The sequence below is a fragment of the Sulfitobacter sp. HI0027 genome, assembly GCF_001634775.1.
Taxonomy (GTDB): domain Bacteria; phylum Pseudomonadota; class Alphaproteobacteria; order Rhodobacterales; family Rhodobacteraceae; genus Sulfitobacter.
In genome coordinates this window covers 20,125-33,292 of sequence record NZ_LWER01000186.1, presented here as the reverse complement: position 1 = coordinate 33,292, position 13,168 = coordinate 20,125, and the positions used below count along the sequence as shown (strand labels likewise).

General features: G+C 58.2%; 13 protein-coding genes. 2 read left to right on the top strand and 11 right to left on the bottom strand.

Annotated features, from left to right (window positions below; translation table 11 throughout):
- Positions 1 to 33 precede the first annotated feature (33 nt).
- The 3 genes from A3722_RS12145 to A3722_RS12135 all read right to left on the bottom strand — a co-directional run bounded on the left by A3722_RS12145 (position 34) and on the right by A3722_RS12135 (position 3,628).
- Positions 34 to 1,278 (bottom strand): sialidase family protein, encoded by a 1,245-nt coding sequence (locus A3722_RS12145; RefSeq protein ID WP_050672453.1) that lies wholly within the window; start codon positions 1,276 to 1,278, stop codon positions 34 to 36.
- A gap of 169 nt (positions 1,279 to 1,447) precedes the next feature.
- A complete protein-coding gene (locus tag A3722_RS25305) occupies positions 1,448 to 2,605 on the bottom strand; it encodes a multicopper oxidase family protein (RefSeq protein ID WP_348393938.1) in 1,158 nt (385 codons plus the stop codon).
- 255 nt (positions 2,606 to 2,860) lie between these two features.
- Positions 2,861 to 3,628: a DUF3047 domain-containing protein gene (locus tag A3722_RS12135; protein ID WP_231886351.1), complete on the bottom strand. Its 768-nt coding sequence runs from the start codon at positions 3,626 to 3,628 to the stop codon at positions 2,861 to 2,863.
- Between the two features lie 357 nt (positions 3,629 to 3,985).
- Between A3722_RS12135 and lgt the strand changes: the two genes are divergently transcribed.
- Positions 3,986 to 4,915 (top strand): prolipoprotein diacylglyceryl transferase, encoded by a 930-nt coding sequence (gene lgt / locus A3722_RS12130; protein ID WP_050672452.1) that lies wholly within the window; start codon positions 3,986 to 3,988, stop codon positions 4,913 to 4,915.
- Positions 4,916 to 4,984: 69 nt separating this feature from the next.
- Here lgt and A3722_RS12125 read toward each other — a convergent pair whose 3' ends face one another.
- Positions 4,985 to 5,368: a hypothetical protein gene (locus tag A3722_RS12125; protein WP_009824461.1), complete on the bottom strand. Its 384-nt coding sequence runs from the start codon at positions 5,366 to 5,368 to the stop codon at positions 4,985 to 4,987.
- Between the two features lie 216 nt (positions 5,369 to 5,584).
- Between A3722_RS12125 and A3722_RS12120 the strand changes: the two genes are divergently transcribed.
- Positions 5,585 to 6,148 carry a Crp/Fnr family transcriptional regulator gene (locus tag A3722_RS12120; RefSeq protein WP_227512966.1) on the top strand — a complete coding sequence of 188 codons (564 nt, stop codon included), beginning with the start codon at positions 5,585 to 5,587 and terminating at the stop codon, positions 6,146 to 6,148.
- Between the two features lie 117 nt (positions 6,149 to 6,265).
- Here the strand turns inward: A3722_RS12120 and A3722_RS12115 are convergent, their stop codons facing one another.
- The 7 genes from A3722_RS12115 to A3722_RS12090 all read right to left on the bottom strand — a co-directional run bounded on the left by A3722_RS12115 (position 6,266) and on the right by A3722_RS12090 (position 13,134).
- Complete coding sequence (locus A3722_RS12115; RefSeq protein ID WP_231886349.1) at positions 6,266 to 7,138, bottom strand: cation diffusion facilitator family transporter; 873 nt, start codon at positions 7,136 to 7,138, stop codon at positions 6,266 to 6,268.
- 85 nt (positions 7,139 to 7,223) lie between these two features.
- Positions 7,224 to 9,569, bottom strand: coding sequence for a heavy metal translocating P-type ATPase (locus A3722_RS12110; protein ID WP_067627157.1), 2,346 nt, complete (start codon positions 9,567 to 9,569; stop codon positions 7,224 to 7,226).
- Between the two features lie 121 nt (positions 9,570 to 9,690).
- On the bottom strand, positions 9,691 to 10,248 hold the full coding sequence (gene petA / locus A3722_RS12105; protein ID WP_009824465.1) for a ubiquinol-cytochrome c reductase iron-sulfur subunit: 558 nt from the start codon (positions 10,246 to 10,248) through the stop codon (positions 9,691 to 9,693).
- A gap of 87 nt (positions 10,249 to 10,335) precedes the next feature.
- On the bottom strand, positions 10,336 to 11,010 hold the full coding sequence (locus tag A3722_RS12100; RefSeq protein ID WP_043847219.1) for a TVP38/TMEM64 family protein: 675 nt from the start codon (positions 11,008 to 11,010) through the stop codon (positions 10,336 to 10,338).
- Complete coding sequence (locus A3722_RS24305) at positions 11,000 to 11,143, bottom strand: hypothetical protein (protein ID WP_009824469.1); 144 nt, start codon at positions 11,141 to 11,143, stop codon at positions 11,000 to 11,002. Before A3722_RS24305 ends, A3722_RS12100 begins: the two co-directional genes overlap by 11 nt.
- A gap of 70 nt (positions 11,144 to 11,213) precedes the next feature.
- Positions 11,214 to 12,665, bottom strand: coding sequence for a multicopper oxidase family protein (locus tag A3722_RS12095; RefSeq protein ID WP_043847217.1), 1,452 nt, complete (start codon positions 12,663 to 12,665; stop codon positions 11,214 to 11,216).
- Position 12,666: 1 nt separating this feature from the next.
- Positions 12,667 to 13,134, bottom strand: a complete 468-nt coding sequence (locus tag A3722_RS12090; protein ID WP_043847215.1) for a rhodanese-like domain-containing protein — start codon at positions 13,132 to 13,134, stop codon at positions 12,667 to 12,669.
- Positions 13,135 to 13,168 lie beyond the last annotated feature (34 nt).

Here is a 13,168-nt window from a genome sequence, read left to right as displayed (position 1 = left end):
GCGAAAGAACCATCAGCTTTCGTCCGGAAACCTTCAATAGGAAGCGAAAACCGTGCGTATAGTCGAACTCGGTTCCGGATCATCCGAGTTGCTGGGCTGTGTCCACGACAGGTAAACCCCTTCATTCGTTCGCGCCGTGCGCGGGAAGTTGACCGAACCTGCGCCGTTGTTTCGCGCAATCAGTTGCAGGTCCTTACACTGCTGACCGGTTGTGATCTGGCAAGCAAGGATCACCTCGCTCTCATTTGCCCATTCGACCCACGTCACGAACGCAGTCTGAGGGTCCAGCATGAGAATATCGACCCGACCGGCGGGAATCCCGAGGCTGACTTTCGCCGGATCGCCAAAATTTCTGCCACCATCGGAAGAGAACGCAACCTTGACTTCCGGCTTGTCATTTGCAGCCGTGAACCAGGCCACGGCGGCTGTTTGACCGGCGGTCGCGATGGCGGGGCCATTGACCGGGCAGCCGGAGATTTCCCAGCCGTCATTGTGGACGTTTGTTGGTTCTGACCACATGCCGCCTTGGTGTCTTACGACAGATATATCCCTGATTTCCGCATCTGTTCTGTCGCGGTATGCGACAAGGACGGTGCCATCGTCCAGCGATGCGGCGGACGTCTGGCAGCATGAACAGGTCTGCGCATCGACAAGAACATCATCGGTTCGCGTACCTTCGGGCGTGATCCGGGTTGCGCGCAACTGCATTGCATCCGGGTAGTTGCTGGCTGCGCTGGTGAAAAGCGGCTTGTCATATGCGCGTCCGTCAAGCCAGACAGACATCAAGGAACCGTCTTCGAGCGGCTGGAGCGTGACAAAACCGTGTTGGCTAACCGACCGATCATCATGTGGCGTTATCGGTGCGCTCCATGTCAGGCCCTCATCCGGCGAAAGAGAGATCTTGACGTCATAGGCATAGTCGTTTTTGGAATTTTCCCACAGCCAGTGAGCCGCAAAGGTACCGTCATCAAGCGCAACAACGGACGGAAAATCGGCCCAGTTCACGAAGAGTTCGTCGGACACGGTAACAGTGCGGGCCGCGCTCCATTCTGCGTCTTCAAGGACCGACAATTTTACCGCAAACCCGGCAGGGTGTGGTTCGGTCCAACCCAGCAGGACCCGATCATCCTGCAGTGCGAACAGGGTGGGTTCCTGCGCATTGTTCCCGACCGGTGGGTCTAGGTCGGCGAACTCCAATGGCTCGGCAAGGACCATGCCCGCCGTCATGCCCATGAACAGATGGGCCACAATCACGCCAGAATGGATTTTTGATGGCATTGCGCACCTTTCCGATTATCAGACCAGCGTCATTCACAACCTGAGCATAGGCAAATTTTGGCGAGTGCCATGTAAACTTTTGTATGACGGGCCTGTGCTTGTTGTTAAGAGCGATATCCCGTTGTGGCACAGCTTCGCGTCAACGGTTGGCGCAACCACCGCTCCGACCTCAGCTGACTTGCATCCAGGTCGCCATGCCATCAGCCTGATGGCTCAGCATATGGCAGTGCAGCATCCACGCGCCGGGATTGTCGAGTACGCACACAATCGTCATCGTCTCGCCCGGCGCTACGAGGGTCGTGTCGCGAAGGTGGGTTCGCGCACCATTCTGATCGGTTTCCCAGAAATGGTGGCCATGCAGGTGGATACCGTGCGGAAAAGCAGTGTCGTTCACCATCCGCACCTGCACTGCTTCATCACGTCTTGCCGAAATCAGCGGTTTGTTCGGCAGACCGCTCACGTCGTTGAAGGCCCAGCCCCCGAACCCGCCGTGCGCGCCGTCCCCGGCACCGCCTTGCATGAAGAGATCTGCCGTTTGCGTGATCTCTCCGGGCGCGGGCACGAGGTTCGCGGGGAGGGGAGCTATCGGCGCAGACCGGATTTGTCGCTGACCGTTCAACATAATGCCCCCCAGTTCCTCGCCACCCGAAGGCACGGTTTCTCTTAGGATCACATCACCCGTCACATCTGCGATGATGTCGATGCGCTGCGCCGGTGCGAGTTTTAGATTGCCCAGCGAAACCAGCTCGGGCAGCGGCATCCCGTCATAGGCCACACAAAAGCCCGTCAGCCCGTCGATACGTATCTCGAAAATGCGATCCGGTGTCGGATTGATCAGACGCAACCGGATGTGATCCCCCAGCCGCGCCTGCTCAGACGACAGGAAGGTGGTCATCAAGTCCCCCAGCCTACCTGCTGTTATGAAATCAGCGCGGTCGAATTCCATGTCGAACTGGCCGGTGTCATCAAGCCGAATGTCGAAGAGGATGGCCGTGATGTCCTGATCCACGTCTGGCGGGGCAGGTTCTTCGACGATCAGGGGCCGAACAGTCCGCGGGCGACCTGTTCGTAGGAAAGGTAGTGGGAGTGATACCAGTAGGTTCCGGCATCGGGAACCGGAAACCGGAAACCGGTACTCGTAACCCTCATTCGGGATGATGACATCCTGTGTCAGCACGTTTACGCCGTCCATCGCGTTGGGCAACCGAATGCCATGCCAGTGTACGAGGGTCCCGTCCTCCAGCCCGTTTTCCACCCGCGCCCGCAGAATATCGTTCTGGCGCTGTCTGATTTCGGGGCCGGGACAGGTGCCATTGAATCCAAGCATTGCAATGTCCCGCGACCCGATCCGGGTGAAGGCCGGGCGTCAGGGTGACAGGCACCGAAGCCGCACTCAGGGGCAGGGGGAGCGTGGCTGCGCCAAGCGCAACCATCATCTGAAGACGCTTAAGCATGGGTTTCCGTGTATTCCGTTTCTGGGGCCTGCAACCCACATCCCCCACCGTTGCGGAAGGGCGTCCCGGCGAGATATATTGATACATTGCAGATCGGCGCCCAGGTTTGGCGGAATACCGGAGAGCACCTAACGTATCTGCAGGTCCTGAATGGCCGCAAGGATCTTTCCGTCGGTATCATCGCTGTCGGCTGTCACCGCAAGACCGACCAGAACCTTTGGCATGTCCCCGAACGCACGCACGAAATCGCGATCCAGGTTCACATTCTCGGTGAAGTTGCCGGTTTGCGCCGTTTGCAGAATTTTCGATTTGAGACCCGTCGAGTAGGGGCTGTTCAGCAATGCGCCTTTCGCATGATTGCCACCCCAGACATAAACCAGCGCCCGCGTATTGGGATCACGCAGCAATTTGCGCGCCGTTGTTCGGCCAAGCGTGCTTGCGGTCTGCGGATCGACGAATATGAAGTACAAAGCAAGATTGCGATCATCGCCGCCGCGCCGTGTGAGGTCGGTTCCCTTAACACCCTGCGTGACGGACCATTCCCACATTGCTGCCTTTGCGGTGCCAAGGGCTGCGCTGACCGGACGCCAGAGAACCGAAACCGTGCCATCGGAAATCACGTCCAGCCGCCGACCTTGCAGGCCGTACTCGTTCGAAAAGAGCCGCAAGAGGCCCTGTTCTTTCCAGCTTCCATCGAATGGAATTGTCTTTCCTTGCGCATAGAGGGGCGGGGCGTTTGCAGCTAATGCAACAAAAGCGATGAAAAGTGTCGCTGCGAGGGACCGTATAAACATCTGAACTCCTTTTGCGATGCCGCTGGTCCTGCTTTGATCCCGGTTATCACCATTATGTGCCGTCATGATCCGTTGAATTGTGCCGGGCGCGCGCAACTTCAATGAACATATCCGTGATCATAGATGTGGTTGCGCAATGGTCGTTGCAGGACGCGGGAGCGAATTCAGATCATGGAGCGCGACCTTGATCGGCTGATTTCCCGCGACGGACGGATCCAGTAGGCGGCGGAGCTTCCAACCGTTACAAACAAGTACAAAACTCATGGGATACAAGCGCCTGAACACATGGACGCGGGTGCCGATGTGCGTCATCTCTGGTTCAACGGAACCGACTCCCGCACGCAAGGATGGCACATTCACCACAGCGCTTTGGGCTGGGGACAACAGGGTTGAACGCGCCAACGTCCGTTGCGGGAAACAAAATGTGGCCTTGTGTGAAACAGGCAAAGGTAACAAAGAATGCTGACTTCGATTATCCAATTTCCTGACATCGGAACAGAGATTTTTGCCGTTGATATCGGATCGTTCCGCTTTGCCCTGCGTTGGTATGCGCTGGCCTATATTGTTGGCCTCCTTATCGGCTGGCGCATCTGTGTCGCATTGGTCCGCTCTTCGTCAGTCTGGGGGGCCGGGGCGCCGCCGCTGCAACCCAAGCAACTGGAAGACCTGCTGACATGGATCATTCTGGGCGTGATCGTGGGGGGCAGGCTGGGGTTCGTGCTTTTCTATCAACCTCAGTACTATTTTCAGAACCCCGTCGAAATCTTCATGGTCTGGCAGGGTGGTATGTCATTTCATGGCGGCTTTTTCGGCGTGGTCGTGGCCACCTTGCTTTTTTGCTATCGCAACGGCGCACCCGTTCTATCAACGGCGGATCTGCTCGCTGTTGCAACACCACCGGGTCTTTTCCTCGGTCGGCTGGCCAACTTCACCAATAACGAGCTTTGGGGCCGTCCGACCGATGTGCCCTGGGCGGTGGCATTCCCCGGCGAGGCGGCCCAGTCCTGTGCGGGCGTCGTGGGCCTGTGTGGCCGCCATCCGTCCCAGCTTTATGAGGCTCTTCTGGAGGGTATCCTGCTTGGCTCGGTCCTGATCTTTCTGGCCTGGAAACGCGGTTGGCTGCGCTTTCCCGGAAGCCTTACTGGCCTGTTCCTGGCGGGATACGGAAGCGCAAGGTTCCTTGTCGAGTTCTTCCGGCAGCCTGATATGCAGTTCGTCACGCAGGACAACCCGATTGGACATGCGGTTCATTGGGCGGGCTATGGGCTGACAATGGGCCAACTGCTGTCGTTGCCGATGATTATCCTTGGCGCGGCCCTGATCGTATGGTCCCGCAGGCGTGTGACGGTTAATTCTGCGGATCTGGTGTCGACATCAGATTCTTTGTGAATATCCGAGCGTAGTGTTGGCGAAGTGACCATTGCGGCCTGGGTCCGCATATGAGCCTTGGGCGCGTGCTCAATGATGCGGCTTGCGTCCTTTCGCAATCATCAGATGGTGCTCTTGATGATGTACACCGATTGTCATCAGACCAAAGAAACCAAGGCCCTGTATTTGTTCACCATCGCCACCCACGATCAGTGCGACACCATCCTCCATTTCTTCTGACGCAACACTCCAGCCTGTTTCACCGGCAAGGAACGGTGCATGGGCGGGAACCATTGTGTTGATGGCCGACAGGACACGCGGGCTGCCACGCACTTCGAACCGTGCCCCGTCGGGCCGCAGAATGCGGGTGACCTCTGCCTTTCGTGTCAAAAGGTCCATATCGACCAGATGGTCCCTCAGTTTGTCGATATTGACGGCGCCCCAATCGGTTTCGGGATCGGCCTGGAGCAGCACAACTATTTCGGCCAATGCGGCGAAGGCGGACTGGCCGGTTTCCTGGGGCGTCGGACGCGTGACCCATGGATGAATGCATTTGTTGCGGCGTAACGGGTGTCGCAAGCAAGACAGCGAAGAGAACGGGTATCAGTCGCATGGACCAGCCTTTCCTGAGTGTATTCGGATTCAGCCTAGTACCTGATCGGACCCTGAAATGATGATTTGGATCATATGATGCCTGAACCCTATAATCTCATACCGCCCTCCGCCTTGCGTCCGCTGACGAGGGCCGCAGGGGATACGGTCTTTCGTCAGGGCGCGCGGACCTGCGGCCTTTATGTTGTTAAGTGCGGGCGCGTTCATCTTGAGCGTGTCGGCCCGGATGGCGAACGATTTATCATCTACCGTGCCGAGCCCGGGATGAGCCTTGCCGAAGCATCGGTGTTTTCGGATAGATACCACTGCGATGCGGTCGTGGCGGAGGCTGGGGCGTTTGTACAGATCGACAAAGCGGCGGTCTTGTCTGCCTTTGCAGATCCGGATTTTGCACGCGCCTATGCGCGGCAAGCGGCACAGCAGATACAAGCGCAACGTCAGGCGCTTGAGATCGTAGGCATCCGCCGCGCAGAAGAACGGGTCTATGCCGGTATGGTGGCGGGCCTGCTTGAAAGCTCCGTTGTCGATTTTGCCAGCGCGCTGCACCTTTCGCACGAGGCCACCTATCGGGCCTTGCGAAAGCTTGTGAATGATGGCCGGATCGCAAATCCGACCCGGGGAACGTATCATTTGCGCCCCTGAATGGATCAGCCGGACCATGCCCGGTTCGAGATAACAAAAGGTGCGGTAGCAAAGCTTGGCGGGTATTTCGCTTGCCCGATAACAATGAGAATTGCTGCCCGCGACGATGACCTGTTTTCAAAGATCGCCGTTATGCCCTGTCTTACTGCTCGCCGCTGAAAGGTCGATTGCCTCAGCGCCGCTTTCGTCGAAGCACCGTGTTTCGATCTGCAGGGTTGCGAAAAAGAACCCGAAGTCCTTACGCAGCATGTCGTAGGCGGTTTGCAGGACCTCTTCTTGATCTGCTTGCTCTGTGACACGCAGATGCGCGGAGAAGACATGCTTGCCACTTGTCAGCGCCCAGGCATGAATATGGTGAACATCGGAAACCTCGTGCAGTTCTTCAAGGGTACGTTTGATTTCAGGCAGACTCACTTCGGGAGGCGTGCCTTCCATCAAAAGATGCGCCGCTTCTTTCAGCAATCCCCAGCTCGCCCATAGCAGGACAAACCCGAACGCCATGCCAAGCAGCGGGTCGATCAGCAGAAACCCGGTGAATTCGATTGCGAGGGCGGTCACGATGATCAACAGACTGCCAACAAAGGTCTGGATGATATGCCAGAACGCTCCCTTCGTGTTCAGATCTTCCTTGCTTTGCTTCCAGATCAGCGCAAGCGAAATGAACTCCGTAAAGAGCCCCCCGGCAGCCGCAATCAGCATCGGACCCGTTGGAAGATCAATTGGCGCAGACATGCGCATGGCAGCCATCGCGATGACAACAACCGCCATGGCCAGCAAGAAGCCGCCATTCACAAGGGCGACGATGATTTCGGCGCGCGCCCAGCCAAAGCTCCGCTCTTCATCCGCCGGACGCAACGCCATACGCGCCGCGACAATGGCGACCAGCACACCGCCCACGGCCGAAAAGGTATGGAACGCGTCGGAGATGACCGCGATTGACCCTGTCCATAGGCCAATCGCCAGTTCAATCACAAAATAGATGCCGGTCAACTAGGCTGATATCGCCAGCCCCTTGCCGCCGGACGGCATATGCCCCTGATGTCCGCCTGCCATCATCTATCTCCTTAGTTTGCGACTAAAGCCGTACCCGTCGCAGCCGCAGTGCATTGCTAATGACGGAGACCGAAGACAGGCTCATCGCGGCGGCGGCGATCATCGGCGACAGAAGAAGGCCGAAAAACGGGTAGAGAATACCAGCCGCGATGGGCACACCTGCGGTATTGTAGGCGAAGGCAAAAAACAGGTTCTGCTTGATGTTTCGCACCGTTGCCTTTGCCAATCGGCGCGCACGCACGATGCCGACAAGATCACCACCCAGAAGGGTGATGCCTGCGCTTTCCACGGCAACGTCGGCACCGGTGCCCATCGCAATGCCCACATCAGCCGCCGCCAGGGCAGGGGCATCGTTCACGCCGTCTCCTGCCATGGCGATCCGGGCCCCTTCTTGTCTGAGGGAGTCCACCAATGCCTTCTTGTCTTCGGGCAAGACGCCTGCGTGGACTTCATCAATACCCAGCTTTGCGGCGACGGCTTCGGCGGTTTTCTGATTGTCACCGGTTGCCATTATGACCCTGAGACCGAGGCGATGAAGGTCATCGATGGCGTCTGCCGTGGACTCCTTGATGGGATCGGCAACAGCGACAATGCCGGCAAAAGTGCCATCTATCGCCACAAGCATTGCTGTCTTTCCAGATTCACGAAGGTCGTCCGCAGCAAATTCCGCAATCGAAGCGTCAACGTTGATCTCTGCCATCATGGCGGGATTCCCAAGTGCCACGACCTGGCCATCGACCATGCCTTTCACGCCCTTGCCAGTCACGGCTTCGAATTCCGTTGCGTTCGGAAGCGTCAGCCCCCGTGCCAGCGCACCCTCGACTATTGCTTCGGCCAGCGGATGTTCGGAGCCCCGTTCGAGGGCCGCAGCCATTGTCAGCAGGTCATTTTCAGCCTTGTCCCCCGTGGGCACCACGTCTGTCAGCTTGGGGCGCCCTTCGGTGAGTGTTCCGGTCTTGTCAACGATGACGGTATCGACACGCGCCATGCGTTCCAGTGCTTCGGCGTCTTTGATCAGAACGCCAGCCTGTGCCCCGCGGCCCGCCGCCGTTGTGATCGAAATGGGCGTCGCAAGGCCCAAGGCACAGGGGCAAGCAATGATAAGAACGGATACGGCTGCAGTAACAGCGAAGGCGAGCGCGGGATCGGGCCCTAAGAACAGCCAGACAACGAAGGATATGATCGCAATGACGACAACCGTCGGAACAAAGACGGACGATACCCGGTCCGCCAGACCCTGAATCGGCGCGCGCGACCGCTTTGCACCTGCCACCATGTCCACGATCTGGGACAGGACCGTGTCCGCACCGACCTGTGTGGCCCGGATCGCCAATGTGCCGTTCTTGTTGATCGTGCCGCCTGTGACCCGGTCGCCTTGTGTTTTCTCGACCGGCAACGGCTCTCCGGTGATCATACTTTCGTCGATAGATGAATGCCCTTCGAGGACCTCGGCATCGACGGGTATGCTGTCGCCGGGGCGTACCCGCAACCTGTCACCCTCAACAATGTGTTCGAGAGGTGCGTCATATTCCGTCCCGTCCGGCAGGATCCGCCGCGCCGTTTTTGGTGCGAGATCGAGCAATGCACGGATGGCATCACCCGTCCGTTCGCGGGCGCGCAACTCGAGCACCTGACCGACAAAGATCAGCGCAACGATCACAACCGCAGCTTCGTAATATGTCCCGACGCTTTGGCCGTTTCGATACGCTTCGGGGAAAATGCCGGGCAGGAATGTTGCGGCAAGCGAATAGATATAGGCAGCCCCGACGCCAAGCGCGATCAGGGTCCACATGTTCGGCGATATATTCCTGATCGATTCCCACCCCCTTTTGAAGAAGGGAAGAGCCGCCCAGAGAATGATCGGGGTTGCGAGGACGAATTCGATGTAGACAGCCGTCTGATGTCCGATCCATTCCCGCACAGGTAGGCCGACCAGTTCACCCATCGTCAGGATAACCAGCGGAACGGCGGCTGCCGCGCTGATCCACATGCGTGTTGTGAAATCGGACAACTCTTCTGACGGCTCGTCCAATGGAAGCATCGGTTCAAGCGCCATGCCGCAGATCGGACAGGACCCGGGCTCATCCTTCAGGATTTGCGGATGCATCGGGCAGGTCCATTGCGTACCGGCCTCGCCATGTGCTGGTGTCTTTTGGGCGTTTCCCGACGCATAGTAAAATGGGTCTTTGCCAAACTTGGTTTCGCAGTTTTCCGAGCAGAAATGAAAGACCTCTCCATCATACTCGGCACTGCGCGTGTCTTCGTCTATCTCGACGGTCATGCCGCACACCGGGTCGGTCGCTGTATCTGGGTCTGATGCGGTCGAGGTGCGCGTCATGTCGTGATGATGTTCTTGGTCCGTGGCCATCTTCTAATCCCCGTTTTCAAGACAATTGAACACATAACCCTTCCAGTTACTGGAGGGTCAAGACTCTTCCGACAACGCTGCGTATGAATTTTATGGGCCTTCGCGATGCGCGAAGCTCCTGTCAGCCCAGGGTCAGTATCATGTCTTCCGAAACGGACATCGTGGGAATATGCAGGTTCTCCGGTGCCGGACCCTTTCGAATGCGTCCTGCTGTATCATAATGGGAGCCATGACAGGGACAGAACCAACCACCAAAATCGCCGGCTCCGTCACCAAGTGGTACACATCCCAGATGCGTGCAAACGCCTATCATGACCAAGAAATTCTCATTTCCCGCCACTGCCCTGTTTGCATCGGTGGCCAGGTCATCTCCGGATATGTTGGGATTTCTGGCGACGGTATCAGGAAGGGAAAGCACATCTTCCGAACGGGCCTGCGCGATTTCCGCGTCGGTCCTGTGCCGGATGAACACCGGCTTGCCGAGAAAACTGACAGTCAATTGCGTTCCGGGTTCCACACCGGAGATATCGACGCGGATCTGGGACAGCGCGCGGACATCGGCGGATGGGTTCATCTGATTGAGCAATGGCCAGACCGCAGCCCCTACGGCAACCGCGCCCGTTCCGGCGGTGGCGTAGTACAGGAAATCCCGGCGGAGTTGTGGTGTTTGTGTATCCATAGCGATTCACGGTCGCAGCTTCCTGTGGGGGAAGGTCAATGGTAAAGTAGGCAATCACGGTTTTCATTTTTGCTGACATACTCAGACTTAGGAAGCGTTGGTTGACCGATTTGTTCGCCAGAGCGCTGCGACCAGCAACGGTGCGGCAGTCATCAATCCAAGACCGATGATGATCCACTCAGCAGTGCCGAAATCTCCCGACATGGCCTCTGCTCCGAAATGCGCGAGCAGGAAACTGGCTGGAAGAATGCCTGCCAGAGTTGCGATCAGGAACCGCCAAAGGCGCAGGCGGCTGAGACCGGCAGCGTAGCTCATTGCGTCAAACGAGATGAAGGGCAAGAGGCGAGACGCGAACACCGTCAACATCAACAGATTTTGAGAGCCCAATAACCCGAAACCGGCCTTATCCCCAAGCCAGCGCTCAACGTGGTCGCGCCCGATATAGCGGGCGATGATGAATGCCACGAGTGCACCCAGTTCCGACCCGATGGCGACATAGACAGCTCCGGCAACATGACCATACGCCGCGCCTGCCACCAGTGCGACCGGTGCACTTGGAATGGGGCTTGCCACGATCGAAACCATCATGAGCACGATGATGAGCAACGGTCCCAAAGCGCCGGCCCGCTCTATCCAGACCTCGATAGTCTCGCGGGCTATCGCCGGGCCATATCCCATTGCCCATATGGCTATCAAAAGTACGCCAAGCGCAACCACCAACCATAGCCCAACCCGATGCAGGCGCGGTTTGCTAAGCGGCATGGAGCACCAAAAGAAAGAGAGCTGCGAAGACAATTGGCCTTTGCTCGGGCAAGATGAAATGCATAGGCGCAGAGATGACGATCAACAGCCCGCCGGCGAGGGTCAGCCGCTTGATGTGCAATTCGGTTTTCATCTCAAACCTCTATCGAGGAATAGGATTCCCCTAAAGGTTCCTGTCAGCGGAGGGTAAAGGGATTTCTGCGCTAAGCAACACTGAATTGCCCCATCATGCCGCCGTCTTCGTGTTCCAGAATGTGGCAGTGATACATGTAGGGCGCAGCCGCTGAGGCAGGTTTTTCGAATTTCATCGCAAGCTCCACTTCACCATCCACCAGTACCGTATCCTTCCAACCCCTGTTCTCTGCACGCGGTGCCGTACCGTTTTCCGACAGGACCTGAAACCGGACGCCGTGAACATGGAACGGGTGCATCATCATGGCCCCACGCACAATCCAACGCTCGATGCTGTTGAGTTTGGTGGAAAAATTGAGCGTTCCCGAATCGTATGACGCGCCGTTGATCGAAAATCGGTTACCGGACCGCGAGAACATCATCCCCATGCCCATCGACATATCCAGTGACAGACGTCGGACTGGCGCGTCCTTGACCGCAAGATCAGGCAACTGCCCGTCCAGAGAGCCGGGCAGGGCGTCGATGCGAACCGGAAGGGTTGTGTCGACAGCGAAAGGCAGCACGGTGAATGGACTGCCGGAACCGCCGCCGCCCATCATTCCGCCCATGGCCGAATTAATGATATCGTCGGACTTCAAAACACTGTCCCGCCCGCTTGTGAAATCCACAAGCACTTCTGCGCGCTCTCCTGGTGCAAGGGTCAGGCGGTTCAGCGCAATCGGTCGATCCAGAAATCCGGCATCTGTCGCGATGAGATGAAGCGACCGGCTGTCAGACATGGACAGGCGGTAAACCCGCGCATTCGAGCCGTTGACGACACGGCACCGCACGATCCCCTTCGGAACCGCTGCCGACGCGCCGATTTGACCGTTCACAACCATTGTGTCGCCCTGAAACCCGTTCATGGACTGGTGCATGCCGGGATCGTATTTCAGGCGTCCGCGCCAGTTGAACTGACGGTCCTGCAATACAAGGGTCAGATCATCGACCCCGTAGGCGGATGGCAATCCACGGGCGTCATCCGCGTCATCCGTCACCTGCAGAACACCCGCCAGCCCCAGCATGACCTGCCGTGCCGTCGCGCCGTGAATGTGGCTGTGATACCAGGCCGTTGCCGGGGGCTGGTCAAGGTCCAGCACCGGCTTCCAGGTGTCTCCCGGTGCGATGGCCTGATGTGGTCCGCCATCGAACTCACCGGCAACAACCAACCCGTGCCAATGCGCCGACATCGGCTCGCCAAGCGTGTTGTGCACCTCTGCCCGTGTCTCGACCCCGGCCTGCACCCGGATCGTCGGGCCAAGGTATCCCTGGTTGTAGCCGAACGTTTCGCTGGCGGCACCGTCGTCAAAACGGGTCTCGCCCGTGCGGGCTTCCAGCTGAAAAAGCCGGGATGTCGTCGCATCGAGAAGGGGAGGATACGCGAGCCTCTTGTCCGATGCCGCGAATGCAGCCGATGGCAGGGCAAATGCAGCCCCAAAGCCTGCGGCATGGCCCAACAGTTCTCGACGGTTCAACAGTTTCACTTCAACTCAATTCCTCTGGCAGCGCCGCCAGAGCCATATCGACACTGACGACCGGATAACCGCCCGCGATCCAGCCCGGTCCGGCGGCAGAACCGAGCATACCTTCGGATACGTCAAGAAAGCCGCTGTAGCCAGCCTGCCGAAGACTTCGCATGACGCGGCCAGACCGCCCGCCTGTCGCACAGATGAGCGCGACAGGCCGCCCTTCGGCCCGTTCCCGGGCGGCAAAAAGCCGCTCGGCGAAACGGTCCTCATGCAGGCTGATGGGCCAGGTACCGTCGGCAACGCCGGTGTCGGTCCATTCCGGTCGCGACCGAACGTCGATCATCCGGATCAGGTCCTGTTGCAGCGCATCTGCTGCCATGTCCGCCGACCAGACCTCGGCGGTCTGGGCGACAGCCGAGAAAGGTGCAACGGAACTGGCCAACATCGCAAGGCTTGCGCCGCGGCGCGTCAGAAAGAAGGCCATAATTTGCCCCCATCAAGCTGAGTGCCGCAGGCTT

Coding starts and splice junctions, on each gene's coding strand:
- A3722_RS12145 (WP_050672453.1), bottom strand. CDS start 1,278: ATGCCATCAAAAATCCATTCTGGCGTGATTGTGGCCCATCTGTTCATG.
- A3722_RS25305 (WP_348393938.1), bottom strand. CDS start 2,605: ATGCTTGGATTCAATGGCACCTGTCCCGGCCCCGAAATCAGACAGCGC.
- lgt (WP_050672452.1), top strand. CDS start 3,986: ATGCTGACTTCGATTATCCAATTTCCTGACATCGGAACAGAGATTTTT.
- A3722_RS12120 (WP_227512966.1), top strand. CDS start 5,585: ATGCCTGAACCCTATAATCTCATACCGCCCTCCGCCTTGCGTCCGCTG.
- A3722_RS12110 (WP_067627157.1), bottom strand. CDS start 9,569: ATGGCCACGGACCAAGAACATCATCACGACATGACGCGCACCTCGACC.
- petA (WP_009824465.1), bottom strand. CDS start 10,248: ATGGATACACAAACACCACAACTCCGCCGGGATTTCCTGTACTACGCC.
- A3722_RS12100 (WP_043847219.1), bottom strand. CDS start 11,010: ATGCCGCTTAGCAAACCGCGCCTGCATCGGGTTGGGCTATGGTTGGTG.
- A3722_RS24305 (WP_009824469.1), bottom strand. CDS start 11,143: ATGAAAACCGAATTGCACATCAAGCGGCTGACCCTCGCCGGCGGGCTG.
- A3722_RS12090 (WP_043847215.1), bottom strand. CDS start 13,134: ATGGCCTTCTTTCTGACGCGCCGCGGCGCAAGCCTTGCGATGTTGGCC.